Annotated in this window: 22 protein-coding genes; 7 read left to right on the top strand and 15 right to left on the bottom strand. The window is 64.2% G+C overall.

The features are described 5' to 3' along the window. The first annotated feature begins 73 nt into the window (after positions 1-73). From modA to JAB6_RS12990, 4 genes are read left to right on the top strand one after another with little or no spacing between them, the layout of a single operon-like run. Entirely contained in the window at positions 74-832 is a 759-nt protein-coding gene (modA, locus tag JAB6_RS13005) for a molybdate ABC transporter substrate-binding protein (protein WP_070303173.1), read from the top strand. 15 nt (positions 833-847) lie between these two features. Next, positions 848-1,525: a molybdate ABC transporter permease subunit gene (modB, locus tag JAB6_RS13000; protein WP_070303172.1), complete on the top strand. Its 678-nt coding sequence runs from the start codon at positions 848-850 to the stop codon at positions 1,523-1,525. A gap of 11 nt (positions 1,526-1,536) precedes the next feature. Next, positions 1,537-2,238 (top strand): sulfate/molybdate ABC transporter ATP-binding protein, encoded by a 702-nt coding sequence (locus JAB6_RS12995; RefSeq protein ID WP_070303259.1) that lies wholly within the window; start codon positions 1,537-1,539, stop codon positions 2,236-2,238. Beyond that, entirely contained in the window at positions 2,222-3,031 is an 810-nt protein-coding gene (locus JAB6_RS12990; protein ID WP_070303171.1) for a TOBE domain-containing protein, read from the top strand. Before JAB6_RS12995 ends, JAB6_RS12990 begins: the two co-directional genes overlap by 17 nt. Before the next feature lie 67 nt (positions 3,032-3,098). Here the strand turns inward: JAB6_RS12990 and JAB6_RS12985 are convergent, their stop codons facing one another. Continuing rightward, the gene (locus JAB6_RS12985) at positions 3,099-6,179 is read right to left on the bottom strand and encodes a response regulator (protein ID WP_070303258.1); all 3,081 of its coding nucleotides are present in this window, start codon (positions 6,177-6,179) and stop codon (positions 3,099-3,101) included. Positions 6,180-6,418: 239 nt separating this feature from the next. Here JAB6_RS12985 and fnr point away from each other — a divergent pair, with 239 nt between their 5' ends. Then, entirely contained in the window at positions 6,419-7,177 is a 759-nt protein-coding gene (gene fnr, locus JAB6_RS12980; protein ID WP_034752524.1) for a fumarate/nitrate reduction transcriptional regulator Fnr, read from the top strand. 3 nt (positions 7,178-7,180) lie between these two features. Here the strand turns inward: fnr and JAB6_RS12975 are convergent, their stop codons facing one another. The 14 genes from JAB6_RS12975 to JAB6_RS12910 form a co-directional block, all read right to left on the bottom strand. Then, a complete protein-coding gene (locus tag JAB6_RS12975) occupies positions 7,181-7,705 on the bottom strand; it encodes a FixH family protein (protein WP_070303170.1) in 525 nt (174 codons plus the stop codon). Positions 7,706-7,759: 54 nt separating this feature from the next. Further along, entirely contained in the window at positions 7,760-9,142 is a 1,383-nt protein-coding gene (gene ccoG, locus JAB6_RS12970; protein WP_139143377.1) for a cytochrome c oxidase accessory protein CcoG, read from the bottom strand. Between the two features lie 4 nt (positions 9,143-9,146). Beyond that, positions 9,147-10,067, bottom strand: a complete 921-nt coding sequence (ccoP, locus tag JAB6_RS12965) for a cytochrome-c oxidase, cbb3-type subunit III (protein ID WP_034752517.1) — start codon at positions 10,065-10,067, stop codon at positions 9,147-9,149. Next, the gene (locus tag JAB6_RS12960; protein WP_034752515.1) at positions 10,060-10,263 is read right to left on the bottom strand and encodes a cbb3-type cytochrome c oxidase subunit 3; all 204 of its coding nucleotides are present in this window, start codon (positions 10,261-10,263) and stop codon (positions 10,060-10,062) included. The genes ccoP and JAB6_RS12960 overlap by 8 nt, the downstream gene beginning before the upstream one ends. 1 nt (position 10,264) lies before the next feature. After that, the gene (gene ccoO / locus JAB6_RS12955; RefSeq protein ID WP_034752513.1) at positions 10,265-10,879 is read right to left on the bottom strand and encodes a cytochrome-c oxidase, cbb3-type subunit II; all 615 of its coding nucleotides are present in this window, start codon (positions 10,877-10,879) and stop codon (positions 10,265-10,267) included. Positions 10,880-10,894: 15 nt separating this feature from the next. Beyond that, entirely contained in the window at positions 10,895-12,322 is a 1,428-nt protein-coding gene (gene ccoN, locus JAB6_RS12950) for a cytochrome-c oxidase, cbb3-type subunit I (RefSeq protein ID WP_035823294.1), read from the bottom strand. 221 nt (positions 12,323-12,543) lie between these two features. Then, positions 12,544-12,720: a cbb3-type cytochrome oxidase assembly protein CcoS gene (ccoS, locus tag JAB6_RS12945; protein ID WP_034752510.1), complete on the bottom strand. Its 177-nt coding sequence runs from the start codon at positions 12,718-12,720 to the stop codon at positions 12,544-12,546. Positions 12,721-12,722: 2 nt separating this feature from the next. Continuing rightward, positions 12,723-15,161, bottom strand: a complete 2,439-nt coding sequence (locus JAB6_RS12940) for a heavy metal translocating P-type ATPase (RefSeq protein ID WP_070303169.1) — start codon at positions 15,159-15,161, stop codon at positions 12,723-12,725. A gap of 22 nt (positions 15,162-15,183) precedes the next feature. Further along, a complete protein-coding gene (locus JAB6_RS12935) occupies positions 15,184-15,951 on the bottom strand; it encodes a sulfite exporter TauE/SafE family protein (protein WP_070303168.1) in 768 nt (255 codons plus the stop codon). A 9-nt stretch (positions 15,952-15,960) separates the two neighbouring features. Beyond that, positions 15,961-17,409 (bottom strand): oxygen-independent coproporphyrinogen III oxidase, encoded by a 1,449-nt coding sequence (hemN, locus tag JAB6_RS12930; RefSeq protein ID WP_058050068.1) that lies wholly within the window; start codon positions 17,407-17,409, stop codon positions 15,961-15,963. A 24-nt stretch (positions 17,410-17,433) separates the two neighbouring features. After that, a complete protein-coding gene (locus JAB6_RS12925; protein WP_070303167.1) occupies positions 17,434-19,095 on the bottom strand; it encodes a PAS domain-containing methyl-accepting chemotaxis protein in 1,662 nt (553 codons plus the stop codon). 195 nt (positions 19,096-19,290) lie between these two features. Further along, positions 19,291-21,399 carry an EAL domain-containing protein gene (locus JAB6_RS12920; RefSeq protein WP_070303166.1) on the bottom strand — a complete coding sequence of 703 codons (2,109 nt, stop codon included), beginning with the start codon at positions 21,397-21,399 and terminating at the stop codon, positions 19,291-19,293. 45 nt (positions 21,400-21,444) lie between these two features. Further along, on the bottom strand, positions 21,445-21,876 hold the full coding sequence (yiaA, locus tag JAB6_RS12915; RefSeq protein ID WP_034752499.1) for an inner membrane protein YiaA: 432 nt from the start codon (positions 21,874-21,876) through the stop codon (positions 21,445-21,447). 84 nt (positions 21,877-21,960) lie between these two features. Further along, on the bottom strand, positions 21,961-22,908 hold the full coding sequence (locus tag JAB6_RS12910; protein WP_034782739.1) for a DUF808 domain-containing protein: 948 nt from the start codon (positions 22,906-22,908) through the stop codon (positions 21,961-21,963). 192 nt (positions 22,909-23,100) lie between these two features. Here JAB6_RS12910 and JAB6_RS12905 point away from each other — a divergent pair, with 192 nt between their 5' ends. Both JAB6_RS12905 and JAB6_RS12900 read left to right on the top strand, forming a co-directional pair. Next, positions 23,101-23,742 carry a LysE family transporter gene (locus JAB6_RS12905; RefSeq protein WP_070303165.1) on the top strand — a complete coding sequence of 214 codons (642 nt, stop codon included), beginning with the start codon at positions 23,101-23,103 and terminating at the stop codon, positions 23,740-23,742. A 103-nt stretch (positions 23,743-23,845) separates the two neighbouring features. Continuing rightward, positions 23,846-25,585, top strand: a complete 1,740-nt coding sequence (locus JAB6_RS12900; protein WP_070303164.1) for a DUF6600 domain-containing protein — start codon at positions 23,846-23,848, stop codon at positions 25,583-25,585. Positions 25,586-25,687 lie beyond the last annotated feature (102 nt).

The raw sequence follows: 25,687 nt of genomic DNA, 5'->3' as shown, positions 1-25,687 counted from the left end.
CCTGTGCGATGGCAGATCGCTATATATCGGTGTATATTACGGACCTGGTTCTCTTCTCATCAAGGATACGATCATGCGCCTCACCTCCCTCGCCACACTGCTCGGCGCCGCCCTCTTCGCCACCGCCGCCTCGTCCGCCCTTGCCGGTGAAGTGGTCGTGTCGGCCGCGGCCAGCCTGACGAATGCATTCAAGGAGGCGGCGCAAAGCTACGAGGCGCAGTATCCGGGCAGCAAGGTATCCCTGAACTTCGCCGCTTCGGGCGTGCTGCTGCAGCAGATCGTCAAGGGCGCACCCGTGGACGTGTTTGCCTCGGCCGACCAGGAAACCATGGATGCGGCGCAAAAGCAGGGCCTCGTCTTGCCGGCCGAGCGCATGGACTTCGTCGGCAACAGCCTGGTGCTGATCGTGCCGCACGATAGCAAGCTGGGCATCAAGAGACTGGCTGACCTGACGCACAAGGGCGTGACCCGCGTGGCCATCGCCAATCCGGCCAGCGTGCCCGTCGGCCGTTATTCCGAAGGCGCACTGAAGAAGGCGAAGCTGTGGGACGCCGTGCAATCTAAAGCCATCGGCACGCAGAACGTGCGCCAGTCGCTCGACTACGTGGCGCGCGGCGAAGTCGACGCGGGCTTTGTCTACGCCACCGACGCGGCCATCATGAAGGACAAGGTCAACGTGGCGATGGAGGTGCCGCTGGACGCGCCCGTGCTGTACCCGATCGCCACCATCAAGGGCAGCGGCAATGCGGCCGAAGCGAAGCGCTTCGTCAGCTATTTGCAGACGACGCCGGCGCAAGCCATCCTGGCCAAGTACGGCTTTAAAAAGCCATAAAGCAAACGAACGCGCATGGATATCGGCTGGACCGCGCTGGCCCTGTCGCTCAAAGTGGCGGCGTGGGCCACGGCGCTCAATTTGTTGCTCGGCATCGGCACGGGCTATCTGCTGGCGCGCACGCGTTTTCCCGGGCGCGAGCTGCTCGACGCCCTGTTGACCCTGCCGATGGTGATGCCGCCGACCGTACTCGGCTACTACCTGCTGGTATTGCTGGGCCGGCGCGGTACCTTGGGCATCTGGCTGCAGGACAACTTCGGCATCAACCTGATTTTTACGTGGCAGGGCGCGGTGATCGCTTCCACCGTGGTCGCTTTCCCTCTCGTCTTCAAGCCGACGCGCGCCGCCTTCGAGGCCGTCGACGGCCAGCTCGAGCAGGCGGCCCGCGTGCTGGGCATTTCGGAAATGGCGATTTTCTTTCGCGTCACGTTACCGCTGGCCTGGCGCGGCATCCTCGCCGGCGTGCTGCTGGGATTCGTGCGCGCGCTGGGCGAGTTTGGCGCCACCCTGATGGTGGCCGGCAGCATTCCCGGCAAGACACAGACCCTGTCGGTGGCCGTGTATGAAGCCGTGCAGGCGGGCCAGGACGACGTGGCCAATACGCTGGTCGTGATCATCTCGGTGGTCTGCATCGTGGTGCTGCTGTTGGCTGGCCGCCTGGCGCCCGGGCGCGTCGCGCACAAAGGACGCTGAGGATGACGCCCATGCAACTCGACCTCGACATCCGCGCCACCTTGCGCTCCGGCAAACGCCGCTTCTACCTGCAGGTGCAATGTACGTCCGGCAGCCAGCGCATCGCCATGTATGGCCCGTCCGGCGCCGGCAAGAGCATGACCCTGAAAGCCATTGCCGGACTCTTCACGCCGGACGAAGGCCATATCCGCCTGAACGGGCGCACCTTGTTCGACTCGGCCGCCGGCATCAATTTGCCGCCGCAGCAGCGCAATGTCGCCTACCTGTTCCAGGATTACGCGCTGTTCCCGCACCTGACGGTGCGCCAGAACGTGGGCTTTGGCCTGAGCCGCGGCTGGTTCAATCCGCGCGCGCGCGAAAAGTTGGCCAAGGTCGAGCATTGGCTCGACGCCTTCCACTTGCAGGAACTGGCGCACCAGTTCCCCGACGAGTTGTCCGGAGGCCAGCGCCAACGGGTGGCGCTGGCGAGGGCGCTCGTGGCCGAGCCGTCCGCGCTGCTGCTCGACGAGCCGTTTGCCGCCCTCGACCCGGCCCTGCGTGTCAAAATGCGCCTGGAACTGAGCCAGTGGCAACAGCGCCTGGACGTGCCCATGATCCTGATCACGCACGATCCGGAAGATGCGCGCATCCTGGGCGAGCACGTGCTGTACTTGCGCGACGGACAGATCGATAACAGGGAAGACCACATGGCATTGGGTGAACGCATTGGATAAAATCGGCTTGCAAGGCTCGCTATGGATGACGGTGGGCGGAGAAAACCTGGGCGGCGCCGGCAGGGTGGAATTGCTGGGCGCCATCGCCGAATGCGGTTCTATCACGCAGGCGGCCAAGCTCGTCAAGATGAGCTACAAGGCGGCCTGGGACGCCATCGACGCGATGAACAATCTGGCCGGCGAACCGCTGGTCGAGCGCCTGACGGGCGGCAAGGGCGGCGGCGGCACGCGGCTGACGCAACGGGGGCGCCAGCTGGTCGACAATTTCCGCATCATCGAGCGCGAGCATGCGCGCTACCTGCGCCAGCTGGGCAGCCAGGCCGAAGGCATCGCCGACGATCTTTTACTCATACGGAGAATGGCCATGAAAACGACGGCACGTAATCAATTCCTGGGCAAGGTGGCCGAACTGAAACAGGGCGCCGTCAACGACGAAGTCACCCTGGAATTGCCCGGCGGCCAGCACATCGTTGCCATCGTCACGCAGGGCAGCAGCGCAAGCCTGGGCCTGGTGCCGGGCGCGGAAGCGTTTGCGCTGATCAAGGCTTCGTCCATCATCCTCGTGGCCGACAGCGAAGGCGCACGCTTTTCCGCCCGCAACCAGCTGGCCGGCACGGTCACGCGTGTGCAGACGGGCGCCGTCAACACGGAAGTGGTGCTGGACTTGCCGCGCGGCGGCACGATCGCCGCCATCATTACCAATCAGAGCAGCACGGACCTGGGCATCGCCATCGGCAGCAGCGTGACGGCGATGTTTAAAGCATCTAGTGTGATCCTCGGTGTACCGGCGTAAACGGCGGCGCTGAGCAAAGTTCCGGGGTCAGACCCGGCGGGTCTGACCCCAGCTTTACGTTGCAGGCCTAATCTTTCAACCGCGACAACCAATCCGCCGCCGCCGCCAGCGCCAGTTCCAGCTCCTGCGCCGTGTGCGCCAGCAGGCTTGGGACTTCGTCCAGGCGGCCAGCGTCGATGGCTTCCTCTGTGGCGAACGCGGCGCGGATCAGGCGTTTCGTGCCCAGGGTGCCGACGGAGCCGCGCACGCTGTGCAGGATGCGCGCCACGTCGCTGTGGCGGCCCGCCTGCAATGCTGTTTCCGCGTCGCGCACGGGCGTCATGCCCTTGTTCAGCGCGTCTTCGACCATGCGCCGCAGCACGCCGCGCCCCTTCGCGTCGCGTCCCATCACGCGCATCAGCGGCGCCATGGAAAACACTTCTTCATCGGCGACGCGTACGGGCTCGGCCGTCTGCACTTGCGGGCGCTTGGGCAGGTGGCGCAGGATGACTTCCATCATCTCTTCCACCACCACGGGCTTGGCGATGAAGTCGCTGATGCCGGCCGTCATGCAGCGCTCGCGCTCGGACGCCAGCACGCCGGCCGTCATGGCGATCACGGGCAGGCTCAGGCGCAGTTCCGTACGGATGATGTGGGTGGCGCTGAAACCGTCCATGACGGGCATCTGCATGTCCATCAGCACGATGTCGTAGCGCAGCGCTTCCGTGCGCAGCCGTTCCACGGCCTGCAAGCCGTCGCCTACCACGTCGAGGGTGGCGCCCATGTGTTCGAGGATGCCGCGCGCCACGGCCTGGTTCAAATGATTGTCTTCCACCAGCAGGAAATGCACGCCGGCCAGTTCCGTGCCCAGCGGCTGGTGCAGGATGCGCTGCTCGCCGCCGTCGTTCTTCGTGATCAGGGCCTGATGCAGGGCATCGAACAGGCTCGATCCCGTGATCGGCTTCATCAGCACGACGTCGGCCTCGGCCGCGCTGGAGATTTCCTCGAGGTGGTTGCGGGCGAAGGCGTTGACCATCACCACGATGGGCTGGCGCTGGCCGCTGGCCGCCTGGCGGATGGCCTTGGCCGTGGCCAGGCCGTCCATGACGGGCATGTGCCAGTCGGCCAGCACCACGTCGTACGGTTGCTGCTGCGCCAGGCGCTCGCGGTACAGTTCGATGGCGGCAAAGCCGGAATCGACTTCGTCGGCCAGCCAGCCCCATGCCTCGATCAGCTTGACGATCAGTTCGCGCGTGGTGCGGTTATCGTCGGCCACCAGCAGGCGCAGCTGGCCCAGGGCCGGCGTGCGCCGCGTTTCGGCCGGCTGCGCCAGCATCTCGAACGGCACGCTGAACCAGAAGCGGCTGCCCTTGCCTTCGCTGCTGGCGACAGCGATGTCGCCGCCCATCATGTGGATCAGCTGCTTGCTGATGGCCAGGCCCAGGCCCGTGCCGCCGAAGCGGCGCGTGATGCTCTGGTCGCCCTGCGAAAACGCGGCAAACAGCTGCTGTTGCTGCAGTTCCGTCATGCCGATGCCCGTGTCGCGCACTTCGAAGCGCAGCCAGGCGCGGCCGCTCTCGCTCCTGCTCTCGGCCAGGCTGACGGCCACCACCACTTCGCCGTTCTCCGTGAACTTGATGGCGTTGCCGGCCAGGTTGACGAGGATTTGCTGCAGGCGCTGGGCGTCGCCCACGAGGCGCCGCGGCACGTCGGGCTCGACGGCGATGGCCAGTTCCAGCTCCTTTTCGCCCGCATTCATCGTCATCGTCGTGGCCAGGGTATTCATGACTTCGTCGAGGTCGAATTCGACGGGCGACAGTTCCATGCGGCGCGCCTCGATCTTCGAATAATCGAGCACGTCGTTGAGGATGCCCAGCAGCGACTGGCCCGCCACGCGCACCATGGTCAGATACTTGCGCTGTTCCGTATCGAGCTTGGTATTGCCCAGCAAATACACCATGCCCAGCACGGCATTGAGGGGCGTGCGGATTTCATGGCTCATGTTGGCCACGAAATCGCTCTTCGCGCGGTTGGCGGCCTCGGCCCGGTCGCGTTCCTGCTCCAGTTCCGCCGCGCGCGATTCGAGTTCCTGCTGCAGGCGGTCGCGCTCGCTCATCAGGCCGTTGAACGCCTCCGTCAGTTCGCCGATCTCGTCGCGCTGCTGCACCGGCACGGGGGTGAAACGGCTGCCGCTGGTACGCAGGGCCAGCAGGGTGTCGCGCAGGCGCACCAGCGGCGACAGCAGGCGCACGGTGACCCAGCCCAGAACAAATGCGGCTAGCAGCGAAGCGAGGATGCTCCACAGCACCAGCCGGTACAGCACGCCATCGAACGGTTCGAAGGCGTCCGCGACGGGCAGCGAGGTAGCCAGCAGCCAGTTCACCGATTTCAAACGCTTGAAGCTGTTGACGGCCGTGATGCCGCGGCTGTTCGTGCTGACCATGCTGCCTTCGCCATCTTCCTTCAGCAGCTGGGTCGTCGTCAGGTTGGCGTTCGGCTGGCGCGGCTGCAGCAAGCGGCTGGTATCGGGATGCAGCACGTAGCGCGGCACGGCGCCGCGCGTGAGGATGAAGTAATAGCCGCTCTTGCCGATCTTTTCCGAGCGCAGACGCCCCAGCAGGTTGTCCTTGTACAGGCGCAGCACGCCGATCACCACGCCGGCCACCTGGCCATCGGCGGCCAGCACGGGCGCCACCATCTGCACGATGGGCATGCCGCTCGACTTGCCGAGCATCGGCTCGGTGATCATGGGCTGGCGCGTGCGCAGCACGGTCTGGAAATACTCGCGCTCGGCAACGTTGATGCCGGCGCGCCCCGCCACTTCCGGCATGTCGGCCACGACGGCGCCATGTGCATCGAGCACCAGCACGTCGTCGAACAGCACCAGCATCGAGCGGCGCGAATAGTATTCGCGCAATTGGGCCGGCTGGGCCATCAATTCCGGCGGCTGCTGCCTGGCCGTCAGGGTGACGATCTGCAGCAGCATGCCCAGCTTGTCGTCGAGCTCGGCAGCGGTGCGGCTGATCAGGGACGACTGCTGGCTCAGCAGTACTCGCGTGAAGTCGTCGCGCATATGCTGCACCTGGATCATGGTGACCAGCGCGATCATGGCGATCGAGGTCAGGCTGGTGGCCAGCGCGACTTTTGCTTTGATGCCGAGAGGCTTCATGATTTCCTTTTCAGTACCGGGCGGCACAGGCGGCAGATAATGCTGTTAGGAATTTTCCTATCAATACATCAAGTTGGCAAGCGGCGCCGCGCAAATGGCCCTCCCCGCATGGGCTTTTGACGATGTTGCCATATAATTAAAGTCGGAACGTCGTTTATTCGCCGAAATTGCGGTGAAATTGGCACACGGCAACCCTGTATGCAGTAAACTTGTTGTTGCATTTTCTAAAAGGTACCGACATGACTGAAGCGCTACTCACTCCAACCTTGCCCACAGTGACCGTGGAAGCGTTGCGTGCGCGATGCTCGACCTGCAGCATGCATCAATTGTGCCTGCCGATGGGCCTCGATATGGGCGACATGGACAGGCTGGACCAGATCATCGGCCGCCGCCGCAAGATCGTGCGCGGCGCCTCGCTGTTCCGCATCGGCGACTCGTTCCAGAACCTGTACGCGATCCGGCTGGGGCACTTCAAGACGTACCAGATCAATCCGGGCGGCGAGGAGCAGGTGACGGGTTTCCAGATGGCCGGCGAACTGCTGGGCATGGACGCCATCAGCGCCGACCGCCACCACTGTAATGCGGTGGCGCTGGAAGACAGCGAAGTGTGTGAAATCCCGTTTTCCAGCCTGGAACAATTGCTGGGCAATATGCCGACCCTGCTGCGGCATTTCCACCGCATGATGAGCCAGGAAATCACGCGCGAGCAAAGCGTGATGCTGTTGCTGGGCAATATGCAGGCGACGCAGCGTTTTGCCGCCTTCATCGTCAACCTGGCGTCGCGCTACGAAGCGCGCGGCTATTCGAGCAGCAAATTCCAGCTGCGCATGTCGCGCGAGGAAATCGGCAACTACCTGGGCCTGACCATCGAGAGCGTCAGCCGTTTATTGTCGAAATTCAAGAAGGAAGGCTGGCTGCGCGTCTCGAACCGCGAGATCGAGATCCTGCAACCAGCCAAGCTGAAAGCCATTACGGCCGGTACCGACGTCTGCAAGTAAGGCTTATAACTCTTCGTCCGCATGCAGCGCGATGCTGCGCTGCACGGGCCAGGTCCAGATGCCGGACAGGCGCCACTCGCGCTTGTCGTTTTCCACCAGCACCTGCCAGCGGCTGCGCTCGAGCATCGGCAGCGCGACCGAGAAATTGCCGGCCGCATCGGGCTGCACCAGCAGCTTGATATCCTTTTCCGGCAAAGTCGCATGCGCCAGGTGCAGCTGCAACGGCCCCTGATAGGCCTTGCCGAAGCTGTGCACGGAACCGGTCAGGCGCGCTGACGCCACGTCGTACGCCAGGCTCGTATCCATCGCCAGGTCGCTGGCGATCGTGTCGCGCTTCAAATCCTGGTTGATCGCCTTGCCCTGCTTGTAATAATCGCCCACCACCAGCGCGTCGGGCTGCGTAAACGCGATATAGCCCATGAAGCTGCCGACGACCACGGACAGGCCGGGACCGATCATCAGCAGCCATGGCCAGCGGTGCTTGTACCACGGTGCAACGGGAGGCTGCAGTTTCAGACTGTCGGACATGGTATTTCTCCTGTGTAAACGGCCAGCCCCCATGCGGGGACCGGCCTTCCTGCATTAACGCGGCACGATGAAGACCGCGCTTTCACGCACATGCAGCGACGGGTCGTCCAGCGATTGCAATTCGATCGCAATCTTGTTCGAGCCCTTCTCGCCCACGCCGTGCGGCACGCGCAGGCGGATCGGCCAGCCCAGCGTTTCCGTCGGCTGCAAGGTCACTTCTTCGCGCGTCAGCAAGGTCAGGCCCGGCAAGCCGGAAGCGCTGATTTTAAAATGCTGGCTTTGCTCGGACGTGTTCATGATCTGCAGGCGGTAGACGTTTTCGATCATGCCGTCTTCCACTTCGCGTCCCATCGAACCGCGGTCGCGGATCACGTCCATTTTCAGGGGCGTGCGCAGGGCCAGCGAGGTACATACGGCGATGATGATCAGGGCCAGGATGGAAGTGTAGATCAGGACGCGCGGGCGCATGGCGCGCTGGCGTATCTGCTTCGAATTGAAGTTGTTTTCCATCGCATGGTCGGTGCTGTAGCGTATCAGGCCACGCGGCCGCTCGACCTTGTCCATCACGCTGTTGCAGGCATCGACGCAGGCGGCGCAGCCGATGCATTCATACTGCAGGCCGTTGCGGATATCGATGCCGGTCGGACACACCTGCACGCACAGGGTGCAGTCGATGCAATCGCCCAGCTTGTCGTTGTTGCCGGCCTTCTTGCTCATGGCGCCGCGTGGTTCGCCGCGCTTGGCATCGTAGGTGATGATCAGGGTGTCCTGGTCGAACATGGCGCTCTGGAAGCGCGCGTAGGGGCACATGTATTTGCACACCTGCTCGCGCAGCCAGCCCGCGTTGCCGTAGGTTGCCAGGCTGTAGAACAAGACCCAGAACCATTCCCAGGGACCGAAATTGAGGGTGGTCACCTCGCGCGCCAGTTCCTTGATCGGCGTGAAGTAGCCGACAAAGGTAAAGCCCGTCCACAGGGCGATGGCGCCCCATACCACATGCTTGGCCGTCTTCTTGAATGCCTTGCGCACGGACGGGCCCTGCTTGTCGAGGGCCATGCGCGCGCTGCGCGTGCCCTCGATGCGGCGTTCGACCCACAGGAAGATTTCCGTGTATACCGTTTGCGGGCAAGAGAACCCGCACCACACCCGCCCGGCAATGGCCGTGACGAGGAACAACAAATACGCACAGATGATCAGCAGGGCCGCCAGATAGATGAAATCCTGGGGCCACAGCACGACGCCGAAAATGTAGAACTTGCGCGTGGTCAAGTCGAACAGCAGGGCTTGCCTGCCATTCCAGGTCAACCACGGCAAGCCGTAGAACGCGAGCTGGGTAAGCCATACGCATACCCATCGCCAGGTAGCGTAGCGTCCTTTGGCCTCGCGAGGGTAGATCTGCTCGCGGGCCGCATACATCTTGATGACTTGAGGTTCCATTACATCATTTCACGGGCGTCTGAGGATTCGACAGGCTCCAGACATACGCCGACAGCACGTGTACCTTGGACTCGCCGAGGAAATCGCTGAAGGCCGGCATGGTGTTGCTGCGTCCCTTGCGTACGGTTTCCATGATGGTATCGGCGCTGCCGCCGTACAGCCAGACCTTGTCCGTCAGATTCGGCGCACCCAGCATCTGGTTGCCCTTCGCATCGGCGCCATGACAGGCCATGCAGGCGCCAAACTTGGCTTTGCCCAGCACGGACTTGACGGGATCCGAGGTCGAACCGGACAGGCTGAGCACATAATGGGCCACGTTCTCGACATCCTTTTCGGAACCGAGGGCGGCGCCCATCGGTGGCATCTGTCCATTGCGGCCGTGCAGGATGGTGGTCTTGATGATGTCGGGTTCGCCGCCATACAGCCAGTCCTTGTCCGTCAGGTTGGGGAAGCCCTTGTTGCCGCGCGCATCCGAACCGTGGCATTGCGCGCAGTAGGTCAGGAACAGGCGCTGGCCGATGGCTTGCGCCTGCGGGTCGGCGGCCACCGTCTTCAAGTCCTGGCTCAGGTACTTGTTGAACAGGGGGCCGTAGTCGGCTTCCGCCTTCTTCAGCTCTTCCTCGTACTGGCCCGTCGATTTCCAGCCCAGGCTGCCGGCATAGTTGCCCAGGCCCGGATACAGGAACAGGTAGGCCAGCGCGAAGACGATGGTGATGTAGAACAGCCACATCCACCAGCGCGGCATCGGCGTATTGAGTTCCTTCAAGTCCTCGTCCCAGACGTGGCCCGTGGTGCCGTCGGCGGGGGCGCCGGCGACCACTTTCACTTTCGACTGCGAGTACAGCAGCACGCCGCAGCCGATGATGCCCAGCAGGGACAGCACGATGATGTAGATATTCCAGAAGCCATTGGTAAAGTCAGCCATGGTTATGCTCCTTCGCCAGGTTCATCTCGGCCTCGGCCGGATAGTCGAGCGCGTCGTCGGCGAACGGCAGGCGTGCCGCCGCGTCGAAGTCGCTGTTGCTGCGGCTGAACGTCCACCACAGGATGCCCACGAACGTCGTAAAGGAAACCACCGTCATGACGCTGCTGGCGCTGTCAAACAGGTTTTCGATTGCCATGCTAATTCCTTGTTTTGATTAATGTACCGAGGCCTTGCAGATAGGCGACCAGGGCGTCTTCTTCCGTCTTGTCCTGCAGCTGCGCGGGGCCGGCGGCGATTTCTTCCTCGCTGTACGGCTGGCCCAGGCGTTTCAGGGCGCGCATCTTCGGCACGATTTCGTCAGGCACCAGCTTGGTCTTCGCCAGCCAGGGGTAGGACGGCATGTTCGACTCGGGCACCACGTCGCGCGGGTTGTTCAAGTGCGTGCGGTGCCATTCGTCGCTGTAGCGGGCGCCCACGCGGGCCAGGTCGGGCCCCGTGCGCTTGGAACCCCACTGGAACGGACGGTCATAGACGAACTCGCCGGCGACCGAATAGTGGCCATAGCGTTCCGTTTCCGCGCGCAGCGGACGCACCATCTGCGAGTGGCAGTTGTAGCAGCCTTCGCGCACGTAAATGTCGCGGCCCGCCAGGCGCAGCGGCGAATACGGTTTCAGGCCGGCGACCGGTTCCGTCGTGCTCTTCTGGAAGAACAGGGGGACGATCTCGACGGCGCCGCCGATGCTGATCACCACCGTGACCAGGGCGATCAGCAGCCAGGGGTTTTTCTCAATCCATGCATGTGAAAATTTCATTTGCTTTCGCTCCTATCAGGCGTGCGCCGCGTTCAGTTCCGGAATGCGGGCGACGGGGAGTTTGCTGCCGCGCAGGGTCATCCAGGTGTTGTAGCCCATGATGCACATACCCGACAGGTACAGCAGGCCACCGGCCACGCGCACCACGTAGTACGGATACGTCGCTTTCACGCTCTCGACAAAGGTGTAGGTCAGGGTGCCGTCCGGATTGACCGCGCGCCACATCAGGCCCTGCATCACGCCGGCGATCCACATGGCGGCGATGTACAGCACGATGCCGATGGTGGCCACCCAGAAGTGCACGTCGACCAGGCGCGTGCTGTGCATCTGCGTGCGGCCAGCCAGGCGCGGCAGCAGGTAGTAGATCGAACCCATGGTGATGAAGCCCACCCAACCCAGAGCGCCCGCATGCACGTGGGCAACGGTCCAGTCGGTGTAGTGCGACAGCGAGTTGATGGTCTTGATCGACATCATCGGACCTTCGAAGGTGGCGATGCCGTAGAACGACAGCGAGACGATCATGAATTTCAGGATCGGGTCGGTGCGCAGCTTGTGCCAGGCGCCCGACAGGGTCATGATGCCGTTGATCATGCCGCCCCAGCTTGGCGCCAGCAGGACCAGCGAGAAGACCATGCCGATCGATTGCGTCCAGTCAGGCAATGCCGTGTAGTGCAGGTGATGCGGGCCCGCCCACATGTAGGTGAAGATCAGTGCCCAGAAGTGGACGATCGACAGACGGTACGAGTACACGGGGCGCTCGGCCTGTTTCGGGATGAAGTAGTAGACCATGCCCAGGTAGCCGGCGGTCAGGATGAAACCCACCGCGTTATGGCCGTACCACCACTGGATCATGGCGTCCTGCACGCCCGCATAGGCGGAATACGATTTCGTGAACGAGGCTGGCATGACGGCGCCATTGACCACGTGCAAAATCGTCACGGCCAGGATGTAGGCGCCGAAGAACCAGTTGGCCACGTAGATGTGCTTGACCTTGCGCTTGATCAGCGTGCCGAAGAACACGATGGCGTAGGCGATCCAGACGATGGCGATGAGGATGGCGATAGGCCATTCCAGTTCCGCGTATTCCTTGCCGCGTGTCATGCCCATGGGCAGGGTAACGACGGCGCACAGGATCACGGCTTGCCAGCCCCAGAAGGTGAAGGCGGCCAGCTTGTCGGAAAACAGGCGCACCTGGCAGGTGCGTTGCACGACGTAGTACGAGGTAGCGAACAGGCCGCAGATGCCGAAGGCGAAAATCACCGCATTCGTGTGCAGCGGACGCAGGCGTCCGTATGTCAGCCATGGTATGTCGAGGTTCAGGGCAGGCCAGGCCAGCTGAGCGGCGATGATAACGCCAACCAGCATGCCTATGATGCCCCATACCACAGTAGCGACCGCGAATTGCTTCACGATCTTGTAGTTATAGTTCAGCGATTGATCCACAAAGACTCTCCCTGGAATTACTATTTATGATGGTGGCCAGAGAGTAAGTGTTTGACCGTGAAAAAACTTTGATGTGGATCAAAATTCCCCGGATGAAATAAGCGTAGCGAACTGGCATCGAAATAAAGCGGTATTTCGGTCAAATTCCGCTCAAAAAAGCCATACAAGATCCCTGCAATCCGGGCGGATTGGGGGCAGACGCGCCGGCCGGGATGGTGCGGTCAGGGATGCGGTTCGCCGGGCGCCGGCTGGGGCGGCGTGTCGTCGTCCTGCAGCACGCGCAGGCCAGGTCCGACGAGATCGTCGAACTGGCCGCCGTCCGAGGCCGTGAAATACACCCACAGGGCGATGAAGACGACCACGACGCTCAAGGGGATGAGGAGATACAGTGCTTCCATGTTCAGGCTTTCCGCAGGCGCAGGGCGTTGGCGATGACGACGGCCGAACTGGCAGCCATGCCGACGCCGGACAGCCAGGGGTTCAAGAAACCCAGCGCGGCGGCCGGGATGGCCGTCAGATTGTACAGGGTGGCCCAGCCCAGGTTCTCGCGGATGATGCGCATGCTGCGCGCGGCCGTCTTCGCCGTGTCGAGCACGGACACCAGTTGGCTCGACAGCAGCACCGTGTCCGCATGCGCCTGCGCCAGCGCGGCGCCGGAACCCATGGCGAAGGACACGTCGGCGCCGCTCAGCACGGCCGCGTCGTTGATGCCATCGCCCACCATCGCCACGACGGCGCCCGTTGCCTGCAGTTGCTGCACGAAATCGAGCTTTTCATCGGGCAGGCATTCGCCGCATGCCGTGTTGATGCCCAGTTCCGTCGCTACGCTTTGCGTCAGCGCTTCCTGGTCGCCGCTGAGCAGTACGACCTGCTTGCCGCGCCGGTGGAAATACGCGACCACGTCGCGCGCTTCCGGGCGCAGCGCGTCGCTGAGTAGGAAACGCGTGAGCCAGCGGCCCTGCGTGCCCAGATACAGCGGCGTCATGCCCTGCATGCCGATGGCCGTGTCGCCCAGCGGCGGCCCGGCGATGGCGGCGACAAAGGCCGCATTGCCCAGGCGGTAGCGCACGCCGTCGACGATGCCTTCCAGGCCCTGGCCTTGCACTTCCTGCAACTGTTGCGCATGCATGCGAAGTTGCTGTCCTGGCAACTCATCCGCTGCTGCCAGGATCGCCTGCGCCAGCGGATGGGCGCTGCCCGCTTCCAGCGCGGCGGCCACCTGCAGGCAATCGTCCTCGCTCAGGCTGCCGAGTCCCTCGATTTGCCGCAGCACGGGCCGGCCCAGGGTCAAGGTGCCCGTCTTGTCGAAGACGATGTGGGTGGCGCGGTGCAGGGTTTCCAGGACGTGGGGCTGGACGATCAGCACGCCGCGCCGCAGCAGGCTGTCGGTGGCGGCCGCCAGCGCCGTCGGCGTGGCCAGCGACAGCGCGCACGGGCAAGACACGACCAGCACGGCAATCGCCACGGGCCAGGCCTGTGCCGGGTCATGCCAGCTCCAGAAGGCGAACACGGCGACGGCGAACAGCAGCAGGCCCAGGACGAACCAGGCGGCGACCTTGTCGGCCCACTGCGCGATCTGCGGCTTGCCGCTGCCGGCCCGCTCGATCAGTTTCAATAAATCGGAAAGGGTGCTTTCGCGTGCCGGTTTCAGCACGCGCAGGATCAGCGCCGCGCTGGCGTTGATCGCCCCGCCCGGCACCTGTTCACCTGTCTTGCGTCGCTGGGCCGCGCTTTCGCCCGTCAGCAGCGACAGGTCCAGCGCACTGCTCCCCTCGATGATGACGCTGTCGGCGGCGATCGCTTCGCCCGGCTTGACCAGGAGGATGTCGCCCACGGCCAGGCTACCGGCCGGCACCAGGGTGGTGGCGCGGTTGTCGGGAAAGCCCGCCATCAGCGAGGCAGAGGCAGGCAAGGCGTGCTGCAGGCGCTCGAGCGCGGAAGCGGCCTTGCGGCGTGCCTGCAGCTCGAAATAGCGGCTGCACAGCAGCAGGAAGATGAACATCGTGGCCGAGTCGTAATACACCTCGCCGCGGCCCGTAAAGGTCGCCACCACGCTGCCGAAGAAGGCCGCCAGGATGCCCAGCGCGACGGGCACGTCCATGCCCAGGGTGCGCGCGCGCAAGCTGGCCCAGGCGCCCTGGAAGAATGGCATGGCGGAGTAACAGATGGCGGGCAGGGTCAGCAGCAGACTGGCCCAGCGCATCAGGCTGGCCATATTGTCGTCCAAGGTGCCATCCTCGGCCAGGTAGGCGGGCGCCACGTACATCATCACCTGCATCATCGACAGGCCGGCCACGAACAGCTGGCGGCCCAGGGTCTTGCTGGCTTTTTGCAGGCGTTCGCCATGGCGCACGGCGTCATACGGATAGGCCGTGTAGCCGACTTGCCGCACGGCTTGCAGGATGTCGCCCGGTTCGCACTGGGCGCGGCTCCAGCGCACGTACAGGCGCTCCGTGGCGACGTTCAGGCTGGCCGCCTGCACGCCTGGCAGGCGCGTCAGCTGGCGCTCGATCAGCCAGACGCAGGCGGCGCAGCGGATGCCTTCGACGGACAGGGTCGCTTCGCAGCTGCTGGCGTCGCGCGCGAATTGCGCGTCGTCATTGCTGTACAGGCGCAGTTCGGGCGGCACCATGTTCGCATCGGCCGCATTGACGGCATATTCGTCGCGGTCGCGGTAGTACGCGCTCTGGCCGATGTCGACGATGGTTTGCGCCACGGCTTCGCAGCCGGGGCAGCACATGGCGCGCGGCACGTCGTCGATGGTGACGTTCCAGCTGGAGCCTGCGGGCACGGGCAAGCCGCAATGGAAGCAGGCGGAGGGTTGTAAAACAGCATTCATAGGTTTGTTTTCAAGCGTCTTTTCATGGATGGCCCGTGACGCACAGGGCGTCGAGCCAGCCCAGCGAGACGCCATTCGCGGCGCGCAGCAGGCCCAGCAAGCCAAAGCCCAGCACCAGCAAGCCGCTGGCGATGCGCACGGGACGGCGCTGCATCTGCGTGCGCAAGCGCGTGCCCAGCAAACCCATGCCCAGCAAAGTGGGCAGGGTGCCCAGGCCGAAGGCGGCCATCGTGGCCGCGCCGTTCAGGGCCGAGCCCTGCATCATGGCCGTCAGCAGCGCGCTGTAGACCATGCCGCACGGCAGCCATCCCCACAGCCCGCCCACAGCCAGCGCCTTGAACGGCGTATCCATCGGCATCAGCGGTTTCAGCAGGGGCCGCACGCGGCGCCAGACGACGTTGCCGGCCGCTTCCAGATGGGCCAGGCCGCGCCAGGCATCCATCAGGTACAGGCCCAAAGCGACGAGCATCAGGTTGGCCAGCCAGTAGCCGGCCACTTGTAGTGACGCCAGGTGCAGCATGCCCGCGCCCGCCAGGCTGCCGGCCAGGGCGCCGGCCAATATGTAACTGCCGATGCGCCCGCCGTTGTAGGCCAGCACGCGCAGCACGTTCGATTGCAAGGTTGTCTGCAATGCCGGCCGTGCCACGGCGATGGCGATCACGGGACGTGTTGGGGCCGGTGCGCCGCCGCCCAGCGACAACGCGCCCACGATGCCGCCGCACATGCCGATGCAGTGCACGCTGCCGGCCAGGCCGACGAGGAACATGGGCACGAGGCTGAGGGCGTTCATCGCGTGGCGCTACACCGTTTTCGAGTAGCGCAGCGGCTGCACCGCGTCCGGTGCCGTATTGGCGCGCGCCATGGTCAGGTAGCGGTCGAAGACCATGCAGATATTGCGGATCAACAAGCGCCCTTTCGGCGTCACCGTCAGCCAGTCTTCCTCGATGACGAGCAAGCCGTCGCGCGCCAGTTCGCGCAGCTTGTCCAGCTCGCTGGCAAAGTAGCTGCGAAATTGCACGGGGTGTGCCTGCTCGATGCTGGCGATCGACAATTCGAAATTGCACATCAGCATCTGGATGATGATACGGCGCAACAAATCGTCCGTGTCGAGCTTGATGCCGCGCGCGATCGGCAGCACGCCTTCGTCGAGCTTTTCATAGTACGCGTCGAGCGTCTTTTCATTCTGGCTGTAGACGGCGCCGACGGAGCTGATGGCCGACACGCCGCAGGCGATCAGGTCCGCTTCCGCGCGCGTGGAATAGCCCTGGAAGTTGCGGTGCAAGCGGCCCTGGCGCTGCGCCACGGCCAGGTCGTCCGTTGGCTTGGCGAAATGGTCCATGCCGATGTAGACGTAGCCGGCGGCCGTCAGGCGCGCGATGCACAGGCCCAGCATGGCCAGCTTGGTGGCGCTGTCGGGCATGTCGGCGTCGAGGATGCGGCGCTGCGGCTTGAACAGATGCGGCATGTGCGCGTAGTGGTACAGGGCGATGCGGTCGGGGCTGGCGTTGATCACCTTGCGCAGCGTTTCCGTCATCGTTTCCAGGTTCTGTTTCGGCAAGCCGTAGATCAGGTCGATGCTGATCGAGCGGAAACCGGCGTCGCGCGCCGCCTGCATGATGGCTACCGTTTCCGCTTCCGGCTGGATGCGGTTGACGGCTTTTTGCACGTCGGCGTCGAAATCCTGCACGCCCAGGCTGATGCGGTTGAAACCTTGCGCGCGCAGCGAAAACACGCGCTCGCGCGACACGGTGCGCGGGTCGATCTCGATCGAATACTCGCCGTCTTCATCGGAAGCGAATTCGAAATGCTGGCGCAGGTGCGCCATCAGTTCGTCCATCTGCTTTTCGCTCAGGTAGGTGGGCGTGCCGCCGCCGAAGTGCAATTGCTCGATCTGGTTCATGCCGGCAAACAGCTTGCCCTGCATGGCGATTTCCTGTTTCAGATAGCTGAGATAGGTGGCGGCCTTGCTGCGGTCTTTCGTGATGATCTTGTTGCAGGCGCAGTAGTAGCACAGGGTGTCGCAGAACGGCACGTGCACGTACAGCGACAGCGGACGGCGGCCGCCGCGCATGCGCAGGGCGGCCAGCGCTTCGAGGAAGTTGCCATAGCCAAAGTCGGCATGGAAACGGTCGGCGGTCGGATAGGACGTGTAGCGGGGGCCGGACTGGCTCATCTTGCCGATGATGACCGGGTCGAATTCGACGACGGCGTCCAGGTCGGCGGAAGCACTGCTGAGTAGTGTAGGCATGATGTGTATGAAGTCTTGAAAGGTTTAGGCGGCCAGGCGTTTCATGGCGGTGGGCTTGCCGGCGTTCGCGGCGCCGCCCTTGCCGCTGGGCATGGCGACGCGGCGCGGTGGCGGCATCTTGCCGAAATTGAACAGGCTCACGGCTTGCGACAGGCTGGCCGCTTCTTCCGCCAGGCGCGTGGCGGCCGCGGCGGCTTCTTCCACGAGGGCCGCGTTCTGCTGCGTCACCTGGTCCATATGGGCGATGGCCTGGTTGACCTGGTCGACGCCGATGCTCTGTTCGCGCGAAGCGATCGAGATTTCCTGCATGATGGCCGTCACCTGCTTGACGGAGCTGACCACCTGCTCCATGGTGGCGCCGGCGCGGTTCACCTGCAGCATGCCGGCGCCCACCTTGCCGACGGAAATTTCAATCAATTGCTTGATGTCCTTGGCCGCCACGGACGAGCGCTGCGCCAGGTTGCGCACTTCGCCCGCCACGACGGCAAAGCCCCTGCCCTGCTCGCCGGCACGCGCCGCTTCCACGGCCGCGTTCAGGGCCAGGATGTTGGTCTGGAAGGCGATGCCTTCGATCAGGCCGATGATGTCGACGATTTTCTTCGAGGAAGTGTTGATGTCGTCCATGGTGGTGATCACTTCGGAGACGATCTCGCCGCCCTGCACGGCCACTTTCGAGGCGGCCACGGCCAGCTCGTTTGCTTGCACGGAATTGTCCGCATTCTGTTTCACGGTCGACGAGAATTCCTCGATGCTTGAAGCCGTCTCTTCCAGGCTGGCCGCCTGCGATTCCGTGCGGCCCGACAAATCCATATTGCCGACGGCGATTTGCCTGGTGGCCACGGCCATGGTTTCCACGTTGATGCGCACGTCGCGGATGGTGGCGATCAGGTTGCTGTTCATCTGTTGCAGCGCGCGCAGCAATTGCCCCATTTCATCCGTGCTGTCCGTCTCGAAACTGCCCGACAGGTCGCCGGCGGCAATCGCCCGTGCGCCGTTCAGGGCCTTGCCCAGCGGCTTGAGCACGGACATGCGCAAGGTGTACCAGAGGAAAACGTTGATCAGGAAACCGAACAGGGTGGCGCCGAAGATGGCGTAATTGGTGATCTTGCCGCCGCTGGCGAACAGGCTGATGACGCACACCAGCAGTTGCAGACAGTTGACGATGGAGGTGGCGGCCCAGATGCGCAGGTTGAGCGACATGTGCGTCAGATTGTGCAGCAGGTGCGCCAGGCCCGGGCGCACGATCTGGCCGTGCTTGATGACGATGTTGCCGCCTTCCTTGTTGCGGATGGCCGCGTAGGCTTCCTCGGCCGCTTTCACCTGATCTTTGTCAGCCTTGACGCGCACGGACATGTAGCCGATGGTCTTGCCCGCTTCGCGGATCGGCGTGACGTTGGCGCGCACCCAGTAAAAGTCGCCGTTCTTGCAGCGGTTCTTGACCAGGCCCGTCCACGGCGTGCCGGCCTGGACCGAGGCCCACAGGTCGGCAAACGCTTCGGCCGGCATGTCCGGGTGGCGCACGATGTTCTGAGGCGAACCGAGCAGCTCGGCCTCGCTGAAGCCGCTGACCTGGCTGAAGTACGGATTCACATACACGATATTGCCGTTCATATCCGTTTTCGACACGATGGCCTGATCGTCCAGGACGAGGACTTCACGGTTAGTCACTGGCAAATTTTGTCGCATGGTCGCGGCTTCCTGATCAGTTGAATAGCTAATTGGTGAGTAAGACTTGCACGATTGCAAGAATGGAGATCAGTGTAAGGAGTCGCCTGCGCAAATTTATTGATGTAGATCAAAATCCTCCAGATTGGTCGTGCTTGCACGCATTTAGCAATAGCAATGCGGCATTGTTTTAAAGCTACTGGTTGCCGTTGGTGGCTAATCCACGCCCGCCGTCAGCGGGCGCAGGCTGCCCACGGCGTAGCCTTGCGCGTAGTCGATGCCCAGCTCGCGGATGACGGCCAGGGTGGCTTCGTCTTCCACGTATTCGGCCACCGTTTTCAAGCCCATCACGTGGCCCACTTCATTGATGGCCTTGACCATGGCGCGGTTGATGGCGTTGCTGGCGATGTCGCGCACGAAGACGCCGTCGATCTTCAGATAGTCGACGGGCAGGGCCTTCAGGTAGCCGAACGAGGAAAAACCGCTGCCGAAGTCGTCGAGCGAGAAGCGGCAGCCCATGGCCTTGAGCTGGCGCATGAACACTTGTGCCTTGGGCAGGTTGGCGATGACGGCCGTTTCCGTGATTTCAAAGCAGAGCTGCTCGGGTGCGATGGCGAATTGCACGAACTGCTCGGTGATGTAGTCGTGCAAGCCGGCATCGGCCAGCGACATGCCCGACAGGTTGACGGAATACAGGGCAGGTGCGCGGCGCCGGCTTTCCGCCATCGCTTCGATCGGCGGCAGGCTGTCGCGCACGCTCTCGATATGCGCGCAGACGGCACGGATGACCCAGCGGTCGATGGACAGCATCATGTCGTAGCGCTCGGCGGCGGGGATGAAGGCGCCGGGCAAGATCAGGTCGCCCTGGCTGTTGCGGATGCGGATCAGCACTTCGTCGTGGTGTTCCTGGCTGTCGTTCAGGTGCACGATGGGCATGGCGTACAGGCGAAAATAATCGTGGGCGAACGCTTCGTTCAGGCGCGAAATCCACAGCATTTCGCCGTGCCGCTGGGCCAGCATGACGTCGGACTCCTGGTAGACATGGATGCGGTTGCGGCCCTGCTCCTTGGCCAGGTAGCAGGCCTGGTCGGCGGCGCTCAGCAGCTCGCTCATGGACTTGCTGTCCTGGCTGATTTCGACCATGCCGATGCTCACGCCCAGCTCAAAACTGCGGCTATCCCAGGCGAAACGGAAATCGCGGATGGACTGGCGCAGCTGTTCGCCGATCTGGCGTGCATGGTCGAGCGGACAGTGCGGCAACAGCACGCCCAGTTCGTCGCCGCCCAGGCGCGCGAGGATGTCGCTGTCGCGCATTTGTGCCTGCAGCATTTTCGCCAGCAGCTGCAGCAGCACGTCGCCGGCGCCATGGCCGCAGGTATCGTTGATGACCTTGAACTGGTCCAGGTCCAGGTACAGCAGCGCATGCACGTGGCCATCCTGCTTGGCCGTGTGCAGGGCGCCGGCAACCAGGTGTTCGAATTCGCGCCGGTTGATCAGGCCCGTCAGGGTATCGTGCGTGGCGTGCCACGACAGTTGCTGGCTCAGCTTGCGCTCATGGCTGACGTCGCGGAACACGACGACGGCGCCGAGGATGTCGCCGTCGCGCGACCAGATCGGCGCGGCCGAGTCTTCCACGGCGATGTGCCGTCCATCGCGCGTGACCAGCTGCGAATGCGCTGAAATGCCGATGGCCTGGCGCTGCTGCAGGCATTTGTATGCCACGTGTTCGAGCGCTTCGCCCGTGCGTTCGTCGACCAGCGGCAAGGTCTGGCTGATATCCATGCCGCGTGCCAGTTCGTTGCTCCAGCCCGTCAATTGCTCGGCCACCCGGTTCAGGTAGCGGGTCTTGCCGAACGGATCGGTGGTGATGACGCCGTCGCCGATGGAGCTGAGTGTCACTTCGGCCAGTTCCTTGCGCTCGGCGATCAGCAGTTCGCGCAGCATGTGCTCGGTGATATCCCAGATGATGCCCAGGGTGCGGTCGGGCTGGCCATCCGCATCCGTGAACACTTGCGCCTTGGCCGCCAGCCAGCGTTCGCTGCCATCGGGCCAGACGACGCGGTATTGCAGGGCGTAGCCGTCGCGCTGGCGCACGGCTTCCTGCATCACCTCGAGCAGCGGGCCCTGGTCATCCACATGGACGAAGCCGAGAAAGGTGCGAAATGGCTGTGTCAGGGCCCGCTCTTCCAGGCCCAGCAAGGCAGCCCCCTTGGCCGACCAGCTGACCGTGCCGTCGATGACCTGGCCGTCGATGAGGCGCGAATCCCAGATCGCCATGTGCGCCGCCTCCAGCGCCATCTGCAAACGTTTTTGCTGGTCGCTCATCGTCCTCTCCTGAGATGGATACAAGGATAGATACGCGGCTGGTGTTTAAGTTCCCGGTATCTCGGCGGGCGTCGCGGCCGAGGCGCGCGCCACGTCGCGCACATTCTTTTGCACGGCCACGGCGGCAAACAGGCTGAGCAGGAATGCCATCGCATAGAAACCCTTCTCGCTGTTCTGCAGGGTGGCGTTCCACAGGCCGACCGTCAGCAGCAGCAAGGCCAGCAGGACGGAAATCCAGCACAGGCCGAAATAGATGCCCGTCACGGCGATGCCTTCGGCGCGGTCGCGCACGGATTTTTGCAGCGAGATGGCGGCGAACAGGCCGTACATGAGGATCGTGAAGTAATAGCCCTTCTCGTTGAGCGCCATGCTGGTGTTCCACAGGCCGGACAGATAGGTGATGACGCCGATCAGCAATGCCGCCCAGGAGGCGCCGATAAAGGCGCTACTGGGGCGTTGGATGGGGGAAGTCTGCATAGGGTCTCCATGGACGGACGGCGCCGCCGGCATGGCCGGGGCGGCAGGCACGGATGCGCCTGCCGCCCCATCAGACCAGAAAGCCTATTTGCTTGGCTTGACCATGCGCAACAAAGCCGACACGGCCGTGACGCCGGCCAGCACCAGGCCACCGGCGATGAGGCCGGCTACCGCGTTGATCAGGCTGGGCGTGACGGCTGCCAGCACGGGGCCGATGCCGGCCACGCCGCCGACGGCTTCTTCCGCGTGGTGCAGCATGCCGCTGGCCCAGGGCCAGCCGTGCGTCAGAATGCCGCCGCCGACCATGAACATGGCCAGGGTGCCGACGACGGAGAGAAATTTCATCAGTTTCGGCGCCGCCGACACGAGCATGCGGCCAAAGCCGCGCACGCCGTCCATCAGCGCGCCCGCGCCCTTGCGCGCTGCCAGGTAAAAGCCGGCGTCATCGAGCTTGACGATGCCGGCCACCAGGCCGTACACGCCCACCGTCATGATGAGGGCGATGCCGACGACGACGGCCACCTGTTCGGCGAAAGTGGCCGCGGCCACCGTGCCCAGCGCGATGACGATGATTTCCGCCGATAAGATGAAATCGGTGCGGATGGCGCCCTTGATCTTGTCTTTCTCCAAGGCGACGAGGTCGACCTGCGGGTCGCGCAGCGCCTGGGCAAGCTCGGCCTTGTGGCTGTCGTCCGGGTGCAGGTATTTATGCGCGATCTTCTCAAAACCCTCGAAGCACAGGTAGGCGCCGCCCACCATCAAGAGCGGCGTGATGGCCCACGGCGCAAACGCGCTGATGGCCAGCGCGGCGGGCACGAGGATGGCCTTGTTCTTCAGCGAACCGACGGCGACGGCCCAGACCACCGGCAATTCGCGTTCGGCGCGCACGCCGGCCACTTGCTGCGCGTTCAGGGCCAGGTCGTCACCGAGCACGCCGGCCGTCTTCTTGGCGGCCACCTTGGTCATCAGGGAAACGTCATCGAGGATGCTGGCGATGTCGTCGAGCAGGGCCAACAGGCTGGAGCCGGCCATCTCAGCGCGCTCCCGCTTTGGTGACAGGGAATCGGGGAGCGAGGAAAGTGTTGTTTTTCATGATGTTATTCTTGGTTGTACGGCAAGGGATGGCCCAGGTAAGGCATGACAGCGATCTTACCTCAGGGCGGGCCGGCAAGGCCGCACTGAGCGGGTTAAAATTGTTGATCTCCACCATTTTTTGGAAACCGCATGCCATTTGCTACCTGGATCACCTTTGTCATCGCCGCCTCCATCATCGCCGTCTCACCCGGCTCGGGCGCCGTGCTGTCGATGTCGCACGGCCTGTCGTACGGGGTGAAAAAGGCCAGCGCGACGATTCTCGGCCTGCAGCTGGGGCTGCTGGTGGTGCTCGGTATCGCTGGCGCCGGCGTGGGCTCCCTGCTGCTGGCCTCCGAAGTGGCGTTCAATATCGTCAAGACGGTGGGCGCCCTGTACCTGATCTACCTGGGCCTGTCGCAGTGGCGCGCCAAGGTGGCGGTGGCCGGCGACCTGCATGCCGACGCCGTGGTGCCGTCCTGGCGCCGGCGCGTGCTGACGGGTTTTTTGACGAACGTGACGAATCCGAAGGGCATCATCTTCATGGTGGCGGTGTTGCCGCAATTCATCAGCCCTGCTGCGCCCTTGCTGCCGCAACTGCTGATCCTGGCCGTCACCATGTGCACGATCGATCAGATCGTCATGCACAGCTATGCCTTCCTCGCCTCGTCAATGCAGCGTTTTTTCCGCGATGCCAAGGCCGTGAAAAAGCAGAACCGCTTCTTTGGCGGCTTGCTGATGGCTGTCGGCGCGGCCCTGTTCTTCGTCAAGCGCGGTGGCCAGACGGCATCCTGAACGAAGTCAATATGCAAACATTTGTAAGCCCGCTTGCGATGTCCGCCTGATGCGGATGTAATCGGAGCATGTTGTCCTTGTAAGTCCTGCCTGGAGCGCTGCCATGCGTCCTATCCTGTCTTTCCCTCTGCTCAACACCGTGTGCGCCGTGCTGCTGTCGTCGGCATGCTCCCTGGCCTTGGCCGAGGATCCGCCCGCCCGCGTGGGGCGTATTTCCACCGTCGAAGGGCAGGTGCTGGTGCGCGCCGGCGATGGCGATGCGCAAAACGCCCTGCTGAACTGGCCCGTCACGACGGATAACCGTTTGAGCACGATGCGCGGCGCGCTGGCCGAGTTTCGCGTGGGCGCGGCCGCCGTGCGCCTCGATGGCGATTCCGAGCTGGAAGTGAGCGAGCTCGATGACGACAGTTTCAAATTGCACCTCAGCTATGGCACGGTCAGCGTGCGCGTGCGCAATCCCGACGCGCTGCGCGGTTTCGAGCTGACCACAGCCCAGGCCCGCGTGATCCTGACCCAGCCGGGCTGGGTGCGTATCGAGGCGGGGCGCCAGCCCGGCGCCAGCGTCGTCAGCGTACTCGACGGTGCGGCCGACGTGGATGGCGCGACGGGCAGCGTCACCTTGCGGGCAGGCAAGCGCGCCGAGCTGACGGACGAGGAGCTGCGCACGGGCGCCTTGCAGCGGATCGCCTTCGACAACTGGCCCGAAGCCTTGCCTGCCGCCGCGCCGGCCTTGCGCTATGTCACGGACGATACGACCGGCTATGAAGAGCTGGACCGCTACGGCGCCTGGCAGGAAGACGCGGAATACGGCCCCTTGTGGCTGCCCAGCGCGGTGCCGGCCGGCTGGGCGCCGTACAGCGACGGGCGCTGGACGTGGATCGCGCCGTGGGGCTGGACCTGGGTCGACAATGCGCCGTGGGGTTATGCGCCCTCGCACTACGGCCGCTGGGTGCTGCTGGGCCACCGCTGGGGCTGGGCGCCGGGCCGCGAACGTGGCCGCGTGCCCTGGGCGCCGGCGCTGGTGGGCTGGGTCGGCGGTAATCATGGACCACATAACGGACCACAGCATGGCCAGCGCCCCGGCGTCGGCTGGTTTCCTTTGTCGCCGCACGAGCGCTACGTGCCCGGCTACCGCGCCAGCGCCGAGTATGAGCGCCGCATCAACCGGATGGCCGAGGGGCGCCGCCCCGTGGCGGGCGAGCGCGAACGGCGCGAAGGCATGACGATGCTGCCCGGCGAGCGTTTTGGCGGCTCGCGGACGGTCGACGTGCCGCGCCGCAACCGCACCACCATGCCGCCGCCCGTCATGCAAAGCTTGCCGTTGAGCACGGCGCCTGCGCCGGCTGGCAACTGGCAGCGTTCCGCCGAGCCGAGGGAACCCCGGCGCGACTGGGTCAACCGTCCCGGCCGCTTGCAGACGGACGATGGCCAGACGCACATGGCACCGCGTCCCATGCAGCCGAACCGGCCGCCCGTGCCGGCCCAGCCGCCGGTGCCGCAACAGCCCTTGATGCCGGCGATGCCGGCCTTGCCGCCCGTGCAAGATCATGTGGCCCGCCCCGGGTGGCGTGGCGAGGAGCGGCCCCGCGCCGACTGGCACCGCGCCGAGCGTGGCCCCCGCCGCGAAGCGTTGCAGACGGCGCCGCCGCCGTCCTTGCCTGCCCCGCCGCCCGTGGCCCAGCCGCGGCCTGCGCCGCCGCCGATCCCTGCCCCGGCCGCCCGTCCGTCCCAGGAGGTGCGCGGTGCCGAGCGCCCCAATCCGCCGCGTGAGCGCAACCATGAGCGTAACAACGAGCGCGGCGGTCCCGGCCGCAATGGCCGGATGCAGGAAGTGGAGCGCTGACGGCCGCGCCGCCTGTCGCGCCGTATCGACGTTCAAGCCGCGAAATGCGCAGTTCGTCACATACCGGGGGTAAAGCCGCCGTCGTTTGTCTACAGTACGACC

This window comes from Janthinobacterium sp. HH104, assembly GCF_001758715.1.
Taxonomy (GTDB): domain Bacteria; phylum Pseudomonadota; class Gammaproteobacteria; order Burkholderiales; family Burkholderiaceae_D; genus Janthinobacterium; species Janthinobacterium aestuarii.
The sequence above is the reverse complement of the archived record's forward strand: the minus strand, read 5'-3'. Positions and strand labels throughout refer to the sequence as shown.

Excerpts from the sequence above, each read along its gene's own strand:
- modA (WP_070303173.1), top strand. The coding sequence starts at position 74 with ATGCGCCTCACCTCCCTCGCCACACTGCTCGGCGCCGCCCTCTTCGCC.
- modB (WP_070303172.1), top strand. The coding sequence starts at position 848 with ATGGATATCGGCTGGACCGCGCTGGCCCTGTCGCTCAAAGTGGCGGCG.
- JAB6_RS12995 (WP_070303259.1), top strand. The coding sequence starts at position 1,537 with ATGCAACTCGACCTCGACATCCGCGCCACCTTGCGCTCCGGCAAACGC.
- JAB6_RS12985 (WP_070303258.1), bottom strand. The coding sequence starts at position 6,179 with ATGAAGCCTCTCGGCATCAAAGCAAAAGTCGCGCTGGCCACCAGCCTG.
- fnr (WP_034752524.1), top strand. The coding sequence starts at position 6,419 with ATGACTGAAGCGCTACTCACTCCAACCTTGCCCACAGTGACCGTGGAA.
- JAB6_RS12975 (WP_070303170.1), bottom strand. The coding sequence starts at position 7,705 with ATGTCCGACAGTCTGAAACTGCAGCCTCCCGTTGCACCGTGGTACAAG.
- ccoG (WP_139143377.1), bottom strand. The coding sequence starts at position 9,142 with ATGGAACCTCAAGTCATCAAGATGTATGCGGCCCGCGAGCAGATCTAC.
- ccoP (WP_034752517.1), bottom strand. The coding sequence starts at position 10,067 with ATGGCTGACTTTACCAATGGCTTCTGGAATATCTACATCATCGTGCTG.
- JAB6_RS12960 (WP_034752515.1), bottom strand. The coding sequence starts at position 10,263 with ATGGCAATCGAAAACCTGTTTGACAGCGCCAGCAGCGTCATGACGGTG.
- ccoO (WP_034752513.1), bottom strand. The coding sequence starts at position 10,879 with ATGAAATTTTCACATGCATGGATTGAGAAAAACCCCTGGCTGCTGATC.
- ccoS (WP_034752510.1), bottom strand. The coding sequence starts at position 12,720 with ATGGAAGCACTGTATCTCCTCATCCCCTTGAGCGTCGTGGTCGTCTTC.
- JAB6_RS12940 (WP_070303169.1), bottom strand. The coding sequence starts at position 15,161 with ATGAATGCTGTTTTACAACCCTCCGCCTGCTTCCATTGCGGCTTGCCC.
- JAB6_RS12935 (WP_070303168.1), bottom strand. The coding sequence starts at position 15,951 with ATGAACGCCCTCAGCCTCGTGCCCATGTTCCTCGTCGGCCTGGCCGGC.
- hemN (WP_058050068.1), bottom strand. The coding sequence starts at position 17,409 with ATGCCTACACTACTCAGCAGTGCTTCCGCCGACCTGGACGCCGTCGTC.
- JAB6_RS12925 (WP_070303167.1), bottom strand. The coding sequence starts at position 19,095 with ATGCGACAAAATTTGCCAGTGACTAACCGTGAAGTCCTCGTCCTGGAC.
- JAB6_RS12920 (WP_070303166.1), bottom strand. The coding sequence starts at position 21,399 with ATGAGCGACCAGCAAAAACGTTTGCAGATGGCGCTGGAGGCGGCGCAC.
- yiaA (WP_034752499.1), bottom strand. The coding sequence starts at position 21,876 with ATGCAGACTTCCCCCATCCAACGCCCCAGTAGCGCCTTTATCGGCGCC.
- JAB6_RS12910 (WP_034782739.1), bottom strand. The coding sequence starts at position 22,908 with ATGGCCGGCTCCAGCCTGTTGGCCCTGCTCGACGACATCGCCAGCATC.
- JAB6_RS12905 (WP_070303165.1), top strand. The coding sequence starts at position 23,101 with ATGCCATTTGCTACCTGGATCACCTTTGTCATCGCCGCCTCCATCATC.
- JAB6_RS12900 (WP_070303164.1), top strand. The coding sequence starts at position 23,846 with ATGCGTCCTATCCTGTCTTTCCCTCTGCTCAACACCGTGTGCGCCGTG.